The organism is Vreelandella sp. 21, assembly GCF_050995515.1.
Classification (GTDB): domain Bacteria; phylum Pseudomonadota; class Gammaproteobacteria; order Pseudomonadales; family Halomonadaceae; genus Vreelandella; species Vreelandella alkaliphila.
Genome location: NZ_CP194673.1, coordinates 2115178 through 2134037 on the forward strand (window position 1 = coordinate 2115178; position 18860 = coordinate 2134037).

An 18860-nucleotide genomic window follows, 5' to 3' on the forward strand; every position below is an offset into this window, starting at 1 on the left:
ATTCTCCTATTAACGATCGGCGGAAGGAGCGGAAGAGGCATTTAAAGACGGAGCAGGCATAATGCGTACCGGCTGGCTCTGAACGGTGTGCTTGCGCTCAACCAAGCGGCGACCTTCAGCAGACTGCAGCGCACAGTCTTCGTCAGAGGTCGCTGAGAAACGCACCGCTTCTTCTTCCCATACGGCGTCCAAGGCTTCGGGGGTGTTGTCCGGCACTTCTTTTTTGACCTGGGGCCGATGCTCCTCGACATCTCCCTCGGCGCCGATTAACGCCAATAGTGACAGCGGTACTAGCGCGTGATCCGCTCCCCGCTCCTCCAGCCGTGCCGTCAGCAACGCTAGAATATGGCGTATTTCGCCCAGCCAGCGGCCTATCTCGGCGTCGTCGCACATTGAAAGGTATTCAAGAAATACCGGTAGATGATCGGGCAGTTCACGGGCATCCAGCTCAAAACCGGCCGCGCTGTACTCGGCCATGAGATCCACCATGGCCTGACCACGATCACGGGACTCACCGTGAACGTGTTCGAATAGCAGCAGCGACGTAGCCCGCCCCTTATCGAACATGGCGACGTACTCGGCCTGTAGCTCAAGCAGGTCGCCCTCTTGGAGACGCTGACACCACTCCATTAGCGACGATTTGAGAGCCGCCCCCAGGCGGCGCTCGGCATTGAGAATTTCGATGAGCTCGCCGCTGGCATCCTGCAGTTCCTGGGTCGGGTAATCGAGCAGGCGGGCCAGTACGCGTAGGCTACGCATACCCTGTAGCGGTTCGAGCGACGGCTCTACCGGGATCGGCGATTGGGTAGCGGCTTCAGTCATGACGAGACTCCTCAAGTTGTGGCTGCGGGTCGAAGACCTCTACCGGTTTCACCAACACGCTGGTCTGCTTACGGCCATTAAACAAGTTGGGCTGGCTCTCACCATGGCAACCATCACCAAAGGTAAAGCCGCATCCGCCCCGTTCCGGGAAGGCTTCGGTGGCCATTTCTCGATGGCTGGTGGGGATCACAAAACGATCCTCATAGTTGGCAATGGCTAGGTAGCGGTACATCTCCTCTACCTGAGCGACGCTCAGACCCACGGCATCGAGCACGTCGGCGTTGGGTGAACCCTCTACGTGCTTGCCGCGCATATAGACCCGCATCGCCATTAAGCGCTTGAGTGCCAACACCACGGGCTCCTCTTCACCGGCAGTCAACAGGTTAGCTAGGTACTTCACCGGGATACGCAGCGATTCAATCTTGGGCAGGATGCCGTCGAACTCGACATGCCCCGCCTCAGCGGCGGATTGAATCGGCGACAGCGGCGGTACGTACCACACCATCGGCAGCGTGCGGTATTCCGGGTGCAGCGGCAGCGCCAATCCCCAGTCGATAGCCATCTTGTAGACCGGAGAGGCCTGGGCGGCTTTGATGACGTTATCCTGGATGCCATCCCGCTTGGCCTGGGCAATCACTTCCGGATCGTTGGGATCTAGGAAAATCTCGCACTGGCGGTGGTAGAGATCACGCTCGTCAGGGGAGCTTGCCACTTCCTCGATACGGTCAGCGTCATACAGCAGTACGCCGAGATAGCGAATGCGGCCCACACAGGTCTCGGAGCAGATGGTCGGCTGGCCGGCCTCGATACGCGGATAACAGAAGATACACTTCTCGGACTTACCGCTTTTCCAGTTGTAGTAGATCTTCTTGTAGGGGCAGCCGGAGATACACATACGCCAGCCACGGCACTTGTCCTGGTCGATTAGAACGATGCCGTCCTCTTCCCGCTTGTAGATCGCACCGCTGGGGCAGGACGCCACACAGGTGGGGTTCAAACAGTGCTCGCACAGGCGCGGCAGATACATCATGAAGGTGTTTTCGAACTGGCCGTAAATATCTGCCTGCACCTTGTCGAAGTTGGCGTCTTTGCGCCGCTTGGCGAACTCGGTGCCGAGAATCTCTTCCCAGTTGGGGCCCCATTCAATCTTTTTCATACGCTGACCGGAAATCAGCGAGCGCGGACGCGCCACCGGCTGGTGCTCGCCGATCTTGGCGGTATGCAGGTGTTGGTAGTCGAACGTGAACGGCTCATAGTAGTCATCCATCTCGGGCAAGTCGGGGTTGGCGAAGATATTCGCCAGCACCCGCCATTTGCCACCAATACGCGGTTCAATCCGACCGTCGTTACGGCGCATCCAGCCGCCCTTCCACTTGGCCTGGTTCTCCCACTCTTTGGGATAGCCGATACCGGGCTTGGTCTCGACATTGTTGAACCAGGCGTACTCCATACCTTCGCGACTGGTCCAGACATTTTTGCAGGTCACCGAACAGGTGTGGCAACCAATACACTTATCAAGGTTGAGAACCATGCCTACCTGGGAACGAATCTTCATTTCACGGCCTCCTGAACGCTGTCATTGCCCTCACCATCCAGCCAGTCAACGTGCTTCATCTTGCGCACTAACACGAACTCATCGCGGTTTGAGCCGACGGTGCCGTAATAATTAAAACTGTAAGAGAGCTGCGCGTAGCCGCCGATCATGTGGGTTGGCTTGGGGCAGACCCGGGTGACCGAGTTGTGAATACCGCCCCGCGTACCGGTGACCTCAGAGCCAGGGACGTTCACGTTGCGCTCCTGAGCGTGGTACATCATCACCATGCCCGCTTTGACCCGCTGGCTGACCACTGCCCGCGCAGCAATCGAGCCGTTGGCGTTGTAGACCTCGATCCAGTCGTTGTCCTCGATATCGATCTCAGCCGCATCTGCCTCGGAGAGCCACACCACCGGGCCGCCTCGGTTAAGCGTCAACATCAGCAGGTTGTCCGAGTAAGTGGAGTGGATGCCCCACTTCTGGTGCGGCGTGAGGAAGTTCAGCGCCTTGCTCTTGAAGCCGTTGTCGGCGGGAAGCTGGAAGCCTTTGGCCGCCTTGGTATCGATGGGCGGACGATAGACCAGCAGGCTTTCACCGAATGCGCGCATCCAGGCATGATCCTGATAGAACTGCTGACGACCACTCACGGTGCGCCATGGAATCAGCTCGTGAACGTTGGTGTAACCGGCGTTATAGGAGACATGCTCATCCTCAAGGCCGGACCAGGTCGGGCTGGAGATAATCTTGCGTGGCTGAGCGACGATATCGCGGAAGCGAATTTTCTCTTCGTGCTTAGGCTTAGCCAAATGCGTGTGATCACGCCCGGTAATCTTGGAAAGCGCATCCCACGCTTTTACTGCCACGGCGCCATTGGTTTCCGGTGCCAGGGTCAGAATCATCTCGGCGGCATCGATAGCGCTGTCGATCAACGGACGCCCTTTATGCGGACCATCCAGCTTGCGATGGTTGAGTTTGCCCAGCAGCTCGACTTCCGCATCGGTGTTCCAAGCGATACCCTTGCCGCCGTTACCGATGCTTTCCAGCAGCGGCCCTACGGAGGTGAAGCGCTCATAGGTTTCGGGATAGTTGCGCTTGACTTCAATCAGCGATGGCATGGTCTTGCCGGGAATCGGCGCGCATTCGCCCTTCTTCCAATCCATCACCGCCGGTTGGGCCAACTCTCCTGGCGAGTCGTGCTGCATCGGCAGCGTGACCAGGTCGGTCTCTTCGCCCAGGTGGCCTACACACACCTTGGAGAAAGCCTTGGCAATACCCTTGTAAATATCCCAATCGCTACGCGATTCCCAGGCCGGGTCGGTGGCGGCAGTCAAGGGGTGAATAAAGGGGTGCATGTCAGAAGTGTTAAGGTCGTCCTTCTCATACCAGGTCGCCGTAGGCAGCACGATATCCGAGTAGAGGCAGGTGGTGGACATGCGGAAATCCAGCGTCACCAGCAGGTCGAGCTTGCCTTCCGGCGCCTCGTCACGCCATACCACTTCTTCGGGCTTCTGGCCGCCGAAGTCGCCCAGATCTTTACCCTGAATACCGTGGCGAGTACCCAGCAGGTACTTGAGCATGTACTCATGGCCCTTACCGGAACTACCCAGCAGGTTGGAGCGCCAGATGAACATATTACGCGGGAAGTTCTCTGGCGCATCCGGGTCTTCCGCGGCAAAGCGCAGTTCACCGCTCTTGAGCTGCTGAACAGCATAGTCGGCTGTCGACATACCCGCGGCTTCGGCTTTTTTCGCTAGGCGTAGCGGGTTAGTGTCCAGTTGTGGTGCTGACGGCAGCCAGCCCATGCGCTCAGCACGCACGTTAAAGTCAATCAGGCTACCGGGGTAATCCTCGGCCTTGGCCAACGGCGAAAGAATTTCTTTAATCTCTAGCTTCTCGTAGCGCCACTGGGAGGAGTGACTATAGAAGAAGGAAGTAGAGTTCATATGGCGCGGCGGGCGCTGCCAGTCGAGGCCAAAGGCCAAAGGCGTCCAGCCAGTCTGCGGACGCAGTTTTTCCTGACCAACATAGTGGGCCCAGCCGCCACCGCTCTGACCGATACAGCCACACATGACCAGCATGTTAATCAGGCCGCGGTAGTTCATATCCATGTGGTACCAGTGGTTCATACCGGCACCAACGATGATCATGCTACGGCCGTTGGTTTTATGGGCGTTATCGGCAAATTCACGGGCAATGCGGGTGCACTGCTCTGCAGGGACGCCGGTGATTTTCTCCTGCCACGCGGGGGTATAGGGACGAATCTGATCAAATGAGGTCGCGCCATCATCTTCGCCGTCGCCAACAAAGCCACGGTCGATACCGTAGTTGGCACACATCAGATCAAAAACGGTGACCGCCAGCATGTCGCTGCCATCGGCTCTCTTCAAGCGTTTGGCGGGCAAATTGTGGAACAGTAGGTCATCGGCGGCGCCTACACCGGCCCCTTTGACGTGCTCAAAGTGCTCGTGCTCGATGCCACCGAAGTAAGGGAACGCCACGCGCGCGACGCTATCGTGGTGGTTGACCAAACTTAGCAACGGCTTGATTTCAGTGCCTGCGGCGTCCAGCGATTCCAGATTCCACTTGCCCACTTCGTCGCCGGTTTCGCCCCAGCGGAAACCGATTGAACCGCGTGGCACCACCAGCTGGTCACGGGTTTCGTCCCAGGCGACGGTTTTCCACTCGGGATTGTTTTCCTGACCCAGGGCAGCATCAAAATCACTTGCACGCAGTTGGCGACCCGGTGCGAAGCTGCCATCTTCACGCACTTCCAGTTCCACCAGGAACGGCATGTCGGTATAGCGGCGCACATAGTCAGTGAAGTAAGCACTCGGGTTATCGAGGTGGAACTCTTTGAGAATGACGTGGCCCATGGCCATCGCCAGGGCGGCATCGGTGCCCTGTTTGGCGGACAGCCACTCGTCAGTCAGTTTGGAGACTTCGGCATAATCCGGGGTGATCGAGACCGTCTTAGTGCCCTTGTAACGTACTTCGGTAAAGAAGTGGGCATCCGGGGTACGCGTTTGAGGCACATTAGAGCCCCAGGCGATAATATAGCCGGAGTTGTACCAGTCAGCGGATTCAGGTACGTCGGTCTGCTCACCCCAGGTCATTGGCGAGGCCGGCGGCAAGTCACAGTACCAGTCGTAGAAGCTCATGCAGACGCCGCCTATCAGCGACAGGTAGCGGCTACCCGCGGCGTAGCTGACCATCGACATGGCAGGAATCGGCGAAAAGCCAAGGATACGATCAGGGCCGTACTGCTTAGCGGTGTAAACGTTAGAGGCAGCGACCAGCTCGTTGAGCTCATCCCAGTTACCGCGAACGAAGCCGCCCATGCCGCGGGCACGCTTGTACTGTTTAGTTTTGGCAGGGTCTTCAACAATAGACGCCCAGGCGTCGACCGGGTCTGGATTAGCCTTGAGCGCTTCGCGCCATAGCGCCAGCAACGGCTTACGAATCAACGGGTACTTGAGGCGGTTAGCGCTGTACAGATACCAGGAGTAGCTGGCGCCGCGGGGGCAGCCACGCGGCTCATGGTTAGGCAGGTCGGGACGGGTACGGGGGTAGTCAGTCTGCTGGGTTTCCCAGGTAACTAAACCGTTCTTAACGTAGATCTTCCAGCTACAAGAGCCGGTGCAGTTCACCCCATGGGTGCTGCGTACCACTTTGTCGTGCTGCCAGCGGGCACGATAACTATCTTCCCACTGGCGGGATTCGCTGCGTAGCTCACCGTGTTCGTTGGCAAAAGGCTCACGGGACTTGCGGAAGAAATTCAGCCGATCTATGAAGTGACTCATGGTCGATCTCCAGGCTCCTCGGAAATTTGCGTACCCGCCAGGCGGGCTCCATGGAGTGGATTCTGCGTGATCGACAAGGGAATTACTGCGTGATTACCTCCATATACACCCTATCTACCCCTAAGGTGATAGAGCGGCCAACGTAAAGGAATAGACGGTTGGCGCTGTTGAAATTACACCGTGCTTGAATGCTTGCTGTAGCGGAGCGGAATATGCTCGCAGGCCTTCAACTACGTTTACATTGCAACTCACTGAACATTCATACAACATGCTTTTTATAGCCGGATTACTCTCGGAGCAAAACGCACTCCATGCACCTCACCCGATTCACTGATTATTCGATACGCGTATTAATCTTTCTTGCTACCAAGGGAGAGGAGCGCTCTACCATTCACGAGATTGCCGAGACCTTTAATATCTCACGCAATCATTTGATGAAAATCGTTCAAGAGCTAAGTCAAAAGAACTACGTTACCGCTATTCGTGGCAAGAATGGCGGCTTACTGCTGACACGGGACCCCGCCACCATTGGGTTAGGCGAGCTAGTACGCGAGATGGAGCATGACATGGCGTTAGTGGAGTGCTTTCATAGCGACAACGCCTGCATCATTACGCCTGCATGTCGCCTTCAACCGATTCTTAATGATGCACTGTCAGCATTTATAGGTGTGCTAGACCACTATACGTTGGCCGACCTGCTGGGCAGTCAACGATCTCAACTGGCGCAACTTATGCGCATTCCTACCGTCAGCGCATAGCACTCCCTAGCCATCCTGACCGTCGACTCGCGCCTGCATCAGCGGCCAAGTGTAGTGCGCGAGAAATATTGCGTAGGCTAAGCACCAGAAGATGATGCTCAGCGTATAGGTCCAGTGGGTAATCTGAGGAAATAACGCCAAGACGGGTGAGCGCACCAAGGCGGCTATTAGCATTAAGCCCAGCGCCACACCAATACCAGGCAATGTGCGTATGGGGCGGCCCGTATGACCTAGCGAAACCCTGGCCATCATGGCCAGCATCATGGTGCCCATGCCACCAATGGTCAGAGCGTGCACGGCAAGTTCAACGCGCATCAGCCCCATGAGTGCCAAGACCCACATGACAAGCCCTAGCGGAATGCAGGCGTAACTACCATGGAGCCCCCAAAGTAAAGGTTCACGCCAGCTATGCAACCCACCCCAACGCGCCATGCGAACAGTGTTGGCCAACGCTGCTAAGAGCATCACTCCCCCCATTAATAAAGTAGGAATGGCAACCCCCAACATGATGACCAGCTGCAGCACGACTACGCCAGCCGTACTCAACAGCGTCACTCCTTCGAGCAAAGCAATAGGTTCAGGTTTGGTGCGGCCCAAACGATTGGCAGTGAACATGGCAATCACGCGTCCGCCCACGACGGTCATCATCAGTGTGATTAACAGTACGGCTAAGTAGGCGGCTTGGCGGATCAGCTCGGCGTCGCCTTGCACCACCCCTAAGTGCATCGCCAGGTTAGCCGTGGCAAACAGCAACAGCACAGGTACAAAGATCAAGTTGCGCCAACGCTTTGCGGTGATAACGAGACGCGCCATAACAATAGCGACAATTGGCAGAAACGCTAGGTCAACCGTCAGCAACATCCACTCCGGCAGCCCCATGGGGAAAGCCATCAGCCCCCGACCTAATAGCCATAGCACCACCAGACCCAGCAGCGGCCCGCCGTTTAAACTCGGCAACCCTGTCCAGTTACGCACAGCGGTTAGTAAAAATCCTGCTACCACCGCCGCGGCAAAGCCAAACAACATTTCATGCTGATGCCAGAAAACCAGACCGCCATAAGGTCGCAGCAAAATAGTGCCGTGCCAGAAGGCCAACCACACCAAGAGGGACGCCACACTAAACAGCGCGGCCAGCAGAAAGAAAGGCCTAAAAGCCAGGCGCATTAAGGGTAAATGCTTAAGCTTAGAAACAGGCTGGGATGAGGTGGTCGTTGACATGGCGTAATCCCGACTAATTTACTTGGAAATATGAGTGTGCGCCTAGACATCAACAAAGACCATGACATGCATCAAAAATACATCTTATGGCTAGCTTTTGTAGACCCATATCATTAAGATGCATTTTGAATACATTTTAATATACCGAGGTAGTAATAGTGCTAACACATGAGCAGGAAAAGCTGATCAACGCGACAGCTCCCATCGTGGCCGAACACCTAAATGCGATTACCCAACGCTTCTATCCGCTGATGTTTAGCCGCTATCCAGAGGTCAAACCGCTTTTTAATGAGGTACACCAGCAAAGCGGCGGCCAGCCTCGTGCTCTCGCCAACGCCGTGTTGGCCTATGTGCAACTACGCAGTAATCCAGCTCAGGCGCGTGCTACTTTGGATGTCGTGGTCAGTAAACACGTCTCGCTAGGCATTCTTCCCGAGCAGTACCCTATTGTCGGTGAATGCCTACTGGCGGCCATTGGCGAAGTGCTGGTTGAAGCTGTCACCCCGGAAATCGCCGACGCATGGGGCGCTCTATATAACGAGCTTGCCGCCCTGTTGATCGACCTCGAAGATCAGCGCTATCGTGAGTTTGAACAGCGCCCTGGCGGATGGCGTGGCACACGCCGTTTCAAGATTGCCAGTACCCAGCAGGAAAGCGCTTTAATTCGCTCTTTTATCCTTGAACCTGAGGATGGCGGTCGTGTGGCTGACCATGAGCCGGGGCAGTATATCGGTGTACGTCTAACCATTAATGGCGAGCTGGTTTATCGGCATTACAGCCTCTCAGACACGCCGAATGGTCAAAGCTATCGAATCTCGATCAAACGCGAAGAACAGGGCCAAGTCAGCCGCCACTTCCACGATGTCTTACAACCCGGCGACACCTTGGAACTATTACCACCAGCAGGTGACCTCACGCTGATTGAAGGTGACGAGCCTCTGCTGCTTGCCAGCGGCGGCGTTGGGCAAACGCCCCTGCTCCCCATGGCACGCCATGCCCTGTCCCTTGGGCGGCAAGTTATCTATCTACACGCCGCCCTGGATGCCGAACATCAGGCCTTTAAAGGTGAATTAGAGACGCTGAAAAGCGAGTATCCTCAACGCCTTAAGGCTGTCCGCATTCATGAGCGTGGCAACGAAGCCGAACATATTGGTCGTATCGACCGCAGCTTATTAGCTCACTACCTGCCTGATCTTAAGGCGCGCTGCTATTTCGTCGGCCCTCAAGGGTTTATGACAGCGATTAATAATGCGTTGTCAGAATTGGGAGTCGACGAGGATCGCCGACACTTTGAGCACTTTGGCCCCTCACGCCCACTCGACGCAGCTTAATAATGGGCGGCCTCGGCATCTACCTGAGGCCGCTCATTAACAGCTCAGCCAACTGCGATCCTCTCGTTAGATGAAAGCAGAACTACCTTGACAGAACCGCCAGTAAGTCCTACTCCTTAAATAACATCACAACATGATATTTTAATTATCAGCTACGATCTCAACCGGCGGCGAGGCTAACACAATGACCCCTCTAAGCATTATTCAATTGCCCTTTACCCATTTAGCGGGATGGAAAGACCTCCAGCAACGCCATCCTTCAATCGCCACTCTGGCTTGGTGCATCGTGCTGCCCATGTCGTTACTCCCCCCGGTGATGCTCTATTACGCGGGCACACACTACGGAGATATTTTTGCTCCAGGCTTTGCTGACCGACAGTGGCGCTTCATCACTACCATTCTGTTCTTGGCTGAGCTGCTCACCTTCTTCGTGATGGGCTGGCTAATTCACGCGGTGGTCAATAGCGATCGGGATCTATCAATTAGCTACCACGACGCTTATCTGGTGGCAGCCCTAGCACCTTTACCACTTTGGTCTGCAGCGATCGCCCTGCTGATCCCTAGCCTGTTGTTCAATACCCTGATAGTGCTAGTAGCACTTGGTATCTCTTGCAGTTTGGTCTACCACGGGTTGCAGGCTCTGTGTAAACGCTCAGCAAATGACGTCACAACAATGTCTGTAACTTACACCGTTATGGCCGCCGGAATGCTGGCATGGGGTCTACTGATGGCTATTGTTTGGGCTTATTAAACTTCAGGTAGAACGGAGGCTACTAACTCGCTAGGTTTAGAGGGCGATACAGTGACTAACGAGGTAACGATGAGTATCGAATTAAAGCGTGCCTACGAATCACCGCACAACAAGGATGGTTATCGTGTTCTCGTCGATGGTATCTGGCCACGCGGGGTGTCCAAGGAGGATGCTAAAATTAATGAGTGGCGTAAGGAAATTGCACCGAGCAGCGAGCTTCGCAAAGCGTTTCATACTGACTCACTCGATTGGAATGGCTTCCGCCGACGCTATCTCAAAGAATTAACGTCCTATCGCGAGACTCTTCGGGACCTTGCACAACGTGCCAGGAAAGAGCGAGTTACTCTGGTGTTTGCTTCTAAGGAAGAGCGCCGCAACAATGCCGAGGTACTTCGCCAGTACTTAAGAATGCTGAAATAATCAGCCCAACCAGGAAAGCGGGCTGTGGTGAACAGCAGCCCCCACCATATAGGCAAAGATGGCCACTGCCACTACCGCGGCTAGGGCTCGCACCGCTGGCGTGGCCCCACGTTTAATCGCAATGGTACCAATACCGATATAGGCCAGCAGTGCTAATAGCTTGGCGCCAAGCCAGGGAAGCTGCCAGGGCCATACGGAAAGCAATACCATCAAAGTCACCCCCAGCCCCAACAGAGCCGTATCAATAAGATGAGGCAATACCTTGACCCAACGGGCGTTGAGTCGCGGGCTTTCCTGCACCGACCACCAGGCGCGCACTACGAATAACGTGATGCTCAGCGCAGCGGCCGTCATGTGCAAATGCTTGATGAGGAAATAGTGCTCCATGCTAACCATCCCTAGCCGACGTTAACCGCATTGCCGTGATGATCGAAGGCAAGATAGGCGGTGATATTACCCATTTGCAGCGACTCCATCATACGCTGGAGTTGCCGTTCAACCTCGGCATCATCTTTTGGATCGTCCATGGCAGCAGTGAAGACAAGATCCCATTCGATCTCGGTACGCCGTGACTCCTCGACCAACGCCGCCATACTGCTCAGTTCCTGGGTCGACTTATCTACGCAGACCACCGGCACCAACACACCCCCTTCACCCTGTTCGAAGCGACGGCGCTGTTCAGCATCGGGGAAATCGGGCAGCTCTGCGCGAACGAACACAAACAGCAGGCGCTGGGGATTAGGTTGTTTACGTGCTTCCTGCAGTAAATCGGCAAACGTCGCTATAGTCATAAAACCGGTGGTCATAACAACTGTGGTCATAAAGTGAGCCTTATCGCTAGTAGTTAAGAATCAGAAGGAGAGAGAGAGTAGTTAAGAATGAACAGGTGAGACTAATAGGCGACGTTACTCAGGTGACTCTACGAAAAGCCACAGCAGCAGCATTACCATGAACAGAGGGATCAACAGGCTAAGTGGCGCCGCGCGCCAACCATAGGCTTGAACTACCAGGGGCGCCATTCGCAAGGAAAGCCCTACCCCCGCCGCTAACGCCAGAAAAAGGGCGATACAAAGACACACCCAACGACCAGGCATCCAGCCTTTGGCGTGGGCGATGCCGGTGGTAATCACCGCTCCTCCCAGCCCAAGCCCAGCCCCTACCAACAAAAACTCCCACGGCTGGCTAGCCAACCCAAACCCGCCCAGCGCCAACGCTAGCCCCAACAATAGCCACTGCATCAAGCGGCAGGTGTCGCCCCGTTTGGCGATATACCAGGCCGGCCACGCCAACAGCACACCACTCATCAACGGTACCAACACATAGACAGGCTGCTTTGCAAGCAGAGCATAAAGTGTCCAGGTCGCCACCGCTAAAGCGCTTGCTAGCGGCATTAGCAGCATGGCTACCAGCAACTGATAACCATTTACTGGCTGTGTTGATGTCTCCAACGTGGGAGGCGGCACAGATGATGGCATGGCGTTTCCCAGCGAGGGTATAAAGACATCGGAAGACATGCCAGAATTGTCGGTAAATACTGGGCGTAGGTCAAAAAGGCATCGGAGGTAGGCTGGCTAACCCCAAAGGAATAGCCCTCGTATCGAAATGCAGACAGTGCCACACTCTCTTACCTCTTTCGCGCTATCGGAAATGCCATGAAATTACTTCAGCGCTCCCTGGTTGCTCGCATCATTGCGTCCCTGCTTGCCATTAGCGGGATGGCACTCATCAGTATCACCCTGACCATGACAATGTCTAACAGCAGCCGTGGCGATGCGGCCGCGATTAATGTCGCTGGCTCGTTACGCATGAATGCCTATCAGATTATGGGAGCCTTGCAACGCCTGGAGTATGCTCCAGAGAAGACAAGCGAGGAGCAGCTCGAAGGACTGATTTCGAGCTTCGATCAACGCTTGTATGGCACAACGCTACAACAAACGATCCCCATTGATGATCGTCATGAGCGCCGCCGTCAACTGGAAAAACTTCAGAGCTACTGGCAACACTCGCTTCGCCCGGCACTAGAGGCTCCGGCCGATGGCACGGCGCTAGACCTCGCTACGCTAGAAATGATGATCGTTGAGATGGTCAGTGACATTGAAGTGCTAGTGACCTATCTGGAGCAGAGCACCGAGGCTAAGGTGCGGCTACTGGGGATGATGCAACTACTTTTTCTGGTGCTGATCGCTATCGTGGTTTCGATAGCCCTTTACGATGTTCGCCATAACCTGGTAGTGCCGCTGCGCCAGCTGATGGTGCTTGCCCGCGAGGCGGCGCAACGTAATTTCAAGCCACGCTCAGAGCTACGCGGCAGTGATGAGCTGGCTTTGCTGGGCCACACCTTTAATAAGATGTCTGCCGAGCTGGCAACCAGCTACGCCGCATTGGAAGACAAGGTATCGCGCAAGAAACAGGAGCTTGAGCGCAGCAATCAGGCGCTGCGAGTAATGCATGATGCCAGCCGTTCACTGTATGGCGGCGGTAACGACCTTTGCTCTAGCGCAGCACCTATGCTGCGCGAACTGGAAAACCTGCTGGATATCGGGCCGATTCGGCTTTCCCTCAACGATCCTTTCGACCAACGGGAAATGCCGGTTTTGGAAACCCACTCACGTACCCGGCCAGAGTATTGCCGTGACCAGGAGTGCCACGCCTGCCTGATTGATCCCCGCCCCTTGGAGATGGTGTCCAATAACCAGTCCCAATGTTTACTGCTACCTATCAGCGTCGGCGACACGCTGCTTGGCACCCTGGAAGTGTGGTATCACCAGGAGCGGCTCAACGATAGCACCCGTCGGTTGCTCACCATGTTAGCCGACCAGTTGGCCACGGCGGTGTACCTGCAGCGGCGTATCGAGGAGCAGCAGCACGTCACGCTGATCAACGAGCGGACCATCATTGCCCGCGAACTTCACGACTCGCTAGCCCAATCGCTCTCTTATCTAAAGATGCAGGTTGCGCGACTCGAACGTATGCAGCAAAAAGACGCCTCTCGAGAGATGCAGTCTGCGGTATTCGACGAGCTGCGTACCGGTTTAAACAGCGCCTATCGTCAACTGCGTGAACTGCTTACTACCTTTCGGCTCAAACTAGAGGGGCCAGGGCTGCAATTTGCCTTACGCCAGACCGTCGAAGAATTTAGCCAGCGCATGGAGGTAACGGTCGAGCTTAACTATGATGTGCCGCCTTACCTACTTAATCCCAATGAAGAAATTCACGTGCTGCAGATCATTCGCGAGGCGCTGGCTAATACCCACAAGCACGCCCAAGCCCACTGGGCTGGGGTCACTGTGCATTTCGCCGATGCTCGCCTGTTAGTGCGTATTGAGGATGATGGTATCGGCCTGGAAGACAATAGCTCGCCGCCTATGCACTACGGTTTGGTGATCATTCGCGACCGAACCACTACCCTGAACGGGGAGCTGAGTATCACCAATCGCCCCGCTGGAGGAGCCAGCATTGAGATAGCCTTCACCCCGTTGACCGCTCGCTTAATTCAGCAGCAGCCTGTTACGGCTGCCTCAGACTCTCACTTAGGTACAGGGGCTTCTTAATGACGCTGACCACTGCCAACGATACACCCGCCACGCTAATGATTATTGATGACCACCCGCTACTGAGGCGTGGCGTCGCCCAGTTGCTTGAACTAGAGGACGATCTTGAACTGGTTGGCGAGACGGGCGACCCTGAAGAGGGCATTGCACTGGCTCTCAAACTGGAGCCTGACTTGGTTTTACTGGATTTAAACATGCCGGGCGTCAATGGTTTAGAAGCCTTGCGCCGCCTACGGGAAGCCAACTATAGCGGCCGTGTGGTGATGTTCACTGTTTCCGACCATGAGGATGATGTGGTCGCGGCGCTACGCAACGGTGCCGACGGTTATCTGCTAAAGGATATGGAGCCTGAAGACATGGTGCGCCAGCTGCGTCAAGCTGCTTTGGGACGCATGGTCATCAGCGAAAGCCTAACCGCCCTACTCGCTGAAGCGCTGCGTAATCAGCGCAATGCCCCCACCACTCCGGATATTCATAGTCTGACGCAGCGTGAACGCGAAATTCTACAACAGCTTGCTGGCGGACTCTCCAACAAGCTCATCGCGCGCAAGCTGGATATTACCGAAGGCACGGTCAAGGTTCACGTCAAGCATCTGCTCAAAAAGCTCAACTTACGCTCCCGTGTCGAAGCCGCCGTCTGGGCAGTCCAGGAAGGTATCGATCACTAGTCGATTCTGTGTGGTTACCTCCAAAGACTCACAGAGTACTTCTGCCCTGACCCGCCTTTACCCCCTCTCGATTTTTTCTCTTTAAAATCAACGAATCGAGGCTTTTCAGCGACTACCTCTCAAGAGGTATGTCGCTGTTTTTCATGTCATTTTCACCTATTTCCCAATATCTTCCTCCAGCGTATCTTGCTTTCTAACTGCTAGATGCAGAAAGGTTCGATGCCAAGGGGAAATCGCCATGAGCAAGAGAAATGCCGACATTGAGAAATGGAATGTCGAAGACGCCCAATTCTGGGAACAGGAAGGCAAGCACATTGCCAACCGCAACCTATGGATATCCATTCCCAGCCTGCTGATGGGATTCGCTGTCTGGATGATGTGGGGAATGATTACCACCCAGATGCAGAACCTGGGTTTTTCGTTCACGGTTAACCAGCTATTTTCACTAACAGCGCTTGCCGGTCTAGCAGGTGCCACACTGCGCATCCCAGCATCGTTCATGATCCGCATCGCTGGCGGGCGTAACACTATCTTCCTGACCACCGCGCTATTGATGATCCCTGCTGCCGGCACTGGTATCGCCTTGATGAACCCAGGCACGCCGTTTTGGGTATTCCAGGCGTTGGCGCTACTTTCCGGTATCGGTGGCGGTAACTTCGCTTGTTCAATGAGCAACATTTCCACTTTTTATCCCAGCAAACAGCAAGGTTACGCCCTGGGCATGAATGCAGGCCTTGGTAATTTCGGCGTCACTACCATGCAGATTGTCATCCCACTGGTAATGACCGTCGGCATTTTTGGCGCTATGGCCGGTTCGCCAATGGAATTGCAAAGCGCTAGCGGTACGTTGATTGGTCGGATCGAAGCAGGGACCGACACCTGGATCCAGAATGCTGGCTTTATTTGGCTCGTATTCCTGATCCCATTAGCGTTCGCCGGTTGGTTCGGCATGAACAATCTCCGCACCATTACGCCCAATCCTGGTTCGCCGCTGGCGGCTTTCAGCAAAATATTAGGCCTCTATGGCGTCGGCATGGTTACCGCGATCATCGGTATGTTGGCTCTCAGCTGGCTTAATATGTGGATTGCCTTGCCGCTAACCATTGTTCTAACCCTGGTGTTGTTGCGCCTGATTCCTGGCGATATCAAGCCCAATATCCAGAAGCAATTCGCGATATTTTCCAATAAGCACACCTGGTCAATGACCATCCTCTATATTCTGACCTTCGGCTCCTTTATCGGCTTCTCTGCGGCCCTGCCGCTCTCTATCAACGTCATCTTCGGCAACATGATGGAAGCCACTGCCGATGGCACGCTGATTCGCGTGGCCAACCCAGAGGCGCCCAGCGCTTTAACCTGGGCCTGGATAGGCCCCTTCGTGGGCGCTCTGATCCGTCCGCTGGGCGGATGGATCTCCGACAAAGTGGGCGGCTCCATCGTTACCCAAATAATCTCTGCGATCATGGTGGTCGCCTCTGTCGCCACTGGCTACGTGATGATGCAGGCCTATAACGCCACTGATCCTAATCAATTCTTTTGGCTATTCCTGCTGCTTTTCATCGTGTTATTCGCTGCCAGTGGTATCGGCAACGGCTCTACCTTCCGCAGCATCGGCGTGATTTTCGACCAGCAGCAGAAAGGCCCAGTACTTGGCTGGACCTCTGCCGTCGCTGCCTATGGCGCCTTCATCGCCCCGCGAGTAATGGGTGAGCAAATCCAGGCCGGCACACCAGAACTTGCCATGTATGGCTTTGCGGTCTTCTACACCATCTGCCTGGTCATCAACTGGTGGTTCTATCTACGCAAAAGTGCCTACGTTAAGAACCCCTGAGAGACGTTTAGAACCCCTTAATAGGGCTTGCTTCTTTACGCCCGGAGCCAAGCTCCGGGTCTTTACCCCCTACCCCACTGCGGGAGGACACCATGAAAATCATGATCGCCTATGACGGTTCGCGAAACGCCAAGCTGGCTCTTGCTCAGGTCGTCAATATGTTCCGCTGTAACCAACCACTGCTGATACTGGTCGGCGTGGTGGAAAACCCACTCGACGCTACCGATAACAACGAGGCGCTTTTTCAGCAAGAGCACGATGAGGTTAAACAGCACCTTCATGAGGGTGTGGCATTCGCCATCGGCGAGGGCTTCCAAGCCGAGCAGCTTCTCGCCGAGGGTGACGCACGCAAGATGCTGCTTCAGGCCACTCGCAAACTCTCTCCTGACCTACTGGTGATTGCCCGCCATAGCCATCAGCCGGACGGCGGCATCATCGCCAAGTCGTTGACTTATTTTGTTGATGAACTCGACTACATGACTTTTGGCAGCGTCAGCTCGTTCCTGGCCCGGCGCGCCGAGTGTCCCTTATTGATCCTACCCAGCCCTTGAGTAGCCTTTCCCTCCCTTTGGCATAGACCACATTTGGGACACAGGACGATACGACCATGAAAGTTTCCGCTGTATTCAAGTTTCGCAGCCCCGAAATTCGGGCCTTGCACCTGACCTGGATTGCCTTCTTTATTACCTTTTACGTGTGGTTCAACATGGCGCCGCTCGCGTCGAGCATGCTCAAGAGCGTCGACTGGCTAACCACGGATGATCTCAAGCTGTTCGCCATCTGCAACGTCGCCTTAACGATTCCCGCGCGTATCATCGTTGGTATGGCACTGGATCGATTCGGCCCGCGACGGGTGTTCTCGGTGCTCATGGTCACTATGTCGCTACCGGCGCTGGCGTTTGCTTTCGGTAACAGCATGACGCAGCTACTAGTGGCACGCCTGGTACTGAGCTCGATTGGCGCCAGCTTCGTGGTCGGTATCCACATGACGGCGTTGTGGTTCAAGCCCAAGGACATCGGCTTCGCCGAAGGCTTCTACGCTGGCTGGGGTAACTTCGGCTCCGCCGTCGCGGCCATGTCGCTGCCAACCATCGCCCTGAGCATGTACGGCGGCCCCGATGGCTGGCGCTGGGCAATCGCCCAGAGCGCTATTGTTATGGCTGCTTACGGCATTTACTACTGGTTCGCGATTACCGATGGCCCGGATGCTCAGGCTCACCGTAAGCCACGCAAATCCGCTGCCATGGAAGTGAGCTCCTGGGGCGATATGATCAAGCTGATCATCTGGACGATCCCACTGGTCGGCGTACTCGCCATTCTGGTCTGGCGTATTCAGTATATGGGCTACTTATCTGTTACCGGTGCGACTATCGCTTACCTAGCCATTATCGCGATCGTCATCTATCAAATTGTCCAGATCCTGCGAGTCAACCTTCCGATCCTGCGTAAGGGTGTACCGGAGGATGATAAGTACTCGTTCAACAGTGTGGCGGCGCTTAACAGCACCTATTTTGCCAACTTCGGCGCTGAACTCGCGGTGGTATCGATGCTGCCCATGTTCTTTGAGGAGACCTGGGGCCTGAATGCGGCTACCGCTGGCCTGATTGCTGCGTCATTCGCGTTCGTCAATCTGGTGGCGCGCCCCATGGGCGGCATGGTTTCCGACCGCATGGGCAACCGGCGTTTTGTAATGCTGTGCTACATGTTTGGCATTAGCGTTGGGTTCTTACTGATGGCTTTGCTCAATTCAAGTTGGCCACTGATTCTGGCCATTGCGGTGACCATCGGCACCTCGATTTTCGTGCAAGGGGCCGAGGGAGCAACCTTCGGTATCATTCCCTCCATCAAGCGCCGCATCACTGGGCAGATATCCGGAATGGCCGGCGCTTACGGCAATGTTGGCGCGGTGGTTTACCTAACCATCTTTACGTTTGTCACTCCATCGCAGTTCTTCTACATCATCGCGACCGGCGCTTTCATCAGTTGGGTTATCTGCTTGGTGTGGCTCAAGGAGCCAGAAGGCGCTTTCGATGACGAGTACTACGTCTCTTCTGTTGATAGAGACATCGAAGAACAGGCTTTACAGAGTGCCAAGCACTAAACGTTAGAATCATCTGTAGCATCACCGCACTGTTCGCGTCGATTGGATTCGGACAGTGCCTCTATTGTTCAGCAA

General features: G+C 55.2%; 16 protein-coding genes. 9 read left to right on the forward strand and 7 right to left on the reverse strand.

Going from position 1 to position 18860, the window contains the following annotated elements:
* Positions 1-9 precede the first annotated feature (9 nt).
* From narJ to ACN06F_RS10000, 3 genes are read right to left on the reverse strand one after another with little or no spacing between them, the layout of a single operon-like run.
* Entirely contained in the window at positions 10-822 is an 813-nt protein-coding gene (gene narJ, locus ACN06F_RS09990) for a nitrate reductase molybdenum cofactor assembly chaperone (RefSeq protein ID WP_433923836.1), read from the reverse strand.
* Positions 815-2377: a nitrate reductase subunit beta gene (narH, locus tag ACN06F_RS09995; RefSeq protein WP_253920650.1), complete on the reverse strand. Its 1563-nt coding sequence runs from the start codon at positions 2375-2377 to the stop codon at positions 815-817. The genes narJ and narH overlap by 8 nt, the downstream gene beginning before the upstream one ends.
* Positions 2374-6156, reverse strand: coding sequence for a nitrate reductase subunit alpha (locus ACN06F_RS10000; protein ID WP_433923837.1), 3783 nt, complete (start codon positions 6154-6156; stop codon positions 2374-2376). The genes narH and ACN06F_RS10000 overlap by 4 nt, the downstream gene beginning before the upstream one ends.
* 311 nt (positions 6157-6467) lie before the next feature.
* Between ACN06F_RS10000 and ACN06F_RS10005 the strand changes: the two genes are divergently transcribed.
* Positions 6468-6914 carry an Rrf2 family transcriptional regulator gene (locus tag ACN06F_RS10005; RefSeq protein ID WP_253485398.1) on the forward strand — a complete coding sequence of 149 codons (447 nt, stop codon included), beginning with the start codon at positions 6468-6470 and terminating at the stop codon, positions 6912-6914.
* Positions 6915-6920: 6 nt separating this feature from the next.
* On the opposite strand, the gene ACN06F_RS10010 is transcribed toward ACN06F_RS10005, so the two are convergent.
* On the reverse strand, positions 6921-8132 hold the full coding sequence (locus ACN06F_RS10010; RefSeq protein ID WP_095603050.1) for an NnrS family protein: 1212 nt from the start codon (positions 8130-8132) through the stop codon (positions 6921-6923).
* Positions 8133-8290: 158 nt separating this feature from the next.
* Between ACN06F_RS10010 and hmpA the strand changes: the two genes are divergently transcribed.
* The 3 genes from hmpA (at position 8291) to ACN06F_RS10025 (ending at position 10634) form a co-directional block, all read left to right on the forward strand.
* Positions 8291-9463 carry an NO-inducible flavohemoprotein gene (gene hmpA, locus ACN06F_RS10015; protein ID WP_433923838.1) on the forward strand — a complete coding sequence of 391 codons (1173 nt, stop codon included), beginning with the start codon at positions 8291-8293 and terminating at the stop codon, positions 9461-9463.
* A 184-nt stretch (positions 9464-9647) separates the two neighbouring features.
* Complete coding sequence (locus tag ACN06F_RS10020) at positions 9648-10214, forward strand: Yip1 family protein (protein WP_038484890.1); 567 nt, start codon at positions 9648-9650, stop codon at positions 10212-10214.
* 69 nt (positions 10215-10283) lie between these two features.
* Complete coding sequence (locus tag ACN06F_RS10025) at positions 10284-10634, forward strand: DUF488 domain-containing protein (RefSeq protein WP_198349628.1); 351 nt, start codon at positions 10284-10286, stop codon at positions 10632-10634.
* Here ACN06F_RS10025 and ACN06F_RS10030 read toward each other — a convergent pair whose 3' ends face one another.
* From ACN06F_RS10030 to ACN06F_RS10040, 3 genes are all read right to left on the reverse strand, one after another.
* Positions 10635-11021, reverse strand: coding sequence for a SirB2 family protein (locus ACN06F_RS10030; protein ID WP_433923839.1), 387 nt, complete (start codon positions 11019-11021; stop codon positions 10635-10637). It lies immediately after the preceding gene.
* An 11-nt stretch (positions 11022-11032) separates the two neighbouring features.
* Positions 11033-11455: a ribonucleotide reductase subunit alpha gene (locus ACN06F_RS10035; RefSeq protein WP_287705646.1), complete on the reverse strand. Its 423-nt coding sequence runs from the start codon at positions 11453-11455 to the stop codon at positions 11033-11035.
* A gap of 84 nt (positions 11456-11539) precedes the next feature.
* Positions 11540-12109, reverse strand: a complete 570-nt coding sequence (locus tag ACN06F_RS10040) for a hypothetical protein (RefSeq protein ID WP_433923840.1) — start codon at positions 12107-12109, stop codon at positions 11540-11542.
* Positions 12110-12286: 177 nt separating this feature from the next.
* Between ACN06F_RS10040 and ACN06F_RS10045 the strand changes: the two genes are divergently transcribed.
* The 5 genes from ACN06F_RS10045 (at position 12287) to ACN06F_RS10065 (ending at position 18785) form a co-directional block, all read left to right on the forward strand.
* A complete protein-coding gene (locus ACN06F_RS10045; protein ID WP_433923841.1) occupies positions 12287-14185 on the forward strand; it encodes a type IV pili methyl-accepting chemotaxis transducer N-terminal domain-containing protein in 1899 nt (632 codons plus the stop codon).
* On the forward strand, positions 14185-14853 hold the full coding sequence (gene narL / locus ACN06F_RS10050) for a two-component system response regulator NarL (protein WP_415965601.1): 669 nt from the start codon (positions 14185-14187) through the stop codon (positions 14851-14853). Before ACN06F_RS10045 ends, narL begins: the two co-directional genes overlap by 1 nt.
* Before the next feature lie 238 nt (positions 14854-15091).
* On the forward strand, positions 15092-16684 hold the full coding sequence (locus ACN06F_RS10055) for an antiporter (RefSeq protein ID WP_120386864.1): 1593 nt from the start codon (positions 15092-15094) through the stop codon (positions 16682-16684).
* A gap of 92 nt (positions 16685-16776) precedes the next feature.
* Positions 16777-17235, forward strand: a complete 459-nt coding sequence (locus tag ACN06F_RS10060; protein WP_433923842.1) for a universal stress protein — start codon at positions 16777-16779, stop codon at positions 17233-17235.
* Between the two features lie 56 nt (positions 17236-17291).
* On the forward strand, positions 17292-18785 hold the full coding sequence (locus tag ACN06F_RS10065; RefSeq protein ID WP_433923843.1) for an MFS transporter: 1494 nt from the start codon (positions 17292-17294) through the stop codon (positions 18783-18785).
* Positions 18786-18860: the final 75 nt, after the last annotated feature.

Excerpts from the sequence above, each read along its gene's own strand:
- narJ (WP_433923836.1), bottom strand. The coding sequence starts at position 822 with ATGACTGAAGCCGCTACCCAATCGCCGATCCCGGTAGAGCCGTCGCTC.
- narH (WP_253920650.1), bottom strand. The coding sequence starts at position 2,377 with ATGAAGATTCGTTCCCAGGTAGGCATGGTTCTCAACCTTGATAAGTGT.
- ACN06F_RS10000 (WP_433923837.1), bottom strand. The coding sequence starts at position 6,156 with ATGAGTCACTTCATAGATCGGCTGAATTTCTTCCGCAAGTCCCGTGAG.
- ACN06F_RS10005 (WP_253485398.1), top strand. The coding sequence starts at position 6,468 with ATGCACCTCACCCGATTCACTGATTATTCGATACGCGTATTAATCTTT.
- ACN06F_RS10010 (WP_095603050.1), bottom strand. The coding sequence starts at position 8,132 with ATGTCAACGACCACCTCATCCCAGCCTGTTTCTAAGCTTAAGCATTTA.
- ACN06F_RS10020 (WP_038484890.1), top strand. The coding sequence starts at position 9,648 with ATGACCCCTCTAAGCATTATTCAATTGCCCTTTACCCATTTAGCGGGA.
- ACN06F_RS10025 (WP_198349628.1), top strand. The coding sequence starts at position 10,284 with ATGAGTATCGAATTAAAGCGTGCCTACGAATCACCGCACAACAAGGAT.
- ACN06F_RS10030 (WP_433923839.1), bottom strand. The coding sequence starts at position 11,021 with ATGGAGCACTATTTCCTCATCAAGCATTTGCACATGACGGCCGCTGCG.
- ACN06F_RS10035 (WP_287705646.1), bottom strand. The coding sequence starts at position 11,455 with ATGACCACAGTTGTTATGACCACCGGTTTTATGACTATAGCGACGTTT.
- ACN06F_RS10040 (WP_433923840.1), bottom strand. The coding sequence starts at position 12,109 with ATGCCATCATCTGTGCCGCCTCCCACGTTGGAGACATCAACACAGCCA.
- ACN06F_RS10045 (WP_433923841.1), top strand. The coding sequence starts at position 12,287 with ATGAAATTACTTCAGCGCTCCCTGGTTGCTCGCATCATTGCGTCCCTG.
- narL (WP_415965601.1), top strand. The coding sequence starts at position 14,185 with ATGACGCTGACCACTGCCAACGATACACCCGCCACGCTAATGATTATT.
- ACN06F_RS10055 (WP_120386864.1), top strand. The coding sequence starts at position 15,092 with ATGAGCAAGAGAAATGCCGACATTGAGAAATGGAATGTCGAAGACGCC.
- ACN06F_RS10060 (WP_433923842.1), top strand. The coding sequence starts at position 16,777 with ATGAAAATCATGATCGCCTATGACGGTTCGCGAAACGCCAAGCTGGCT.
- ACN06F_RS10065 (WP_433923843.1), top strand. The coding sequence starts at position 17,292 with ATGAAAGTTTCCGCTGTATTCAAGTTTCGCAGCCCCGAAATTCGGGCC.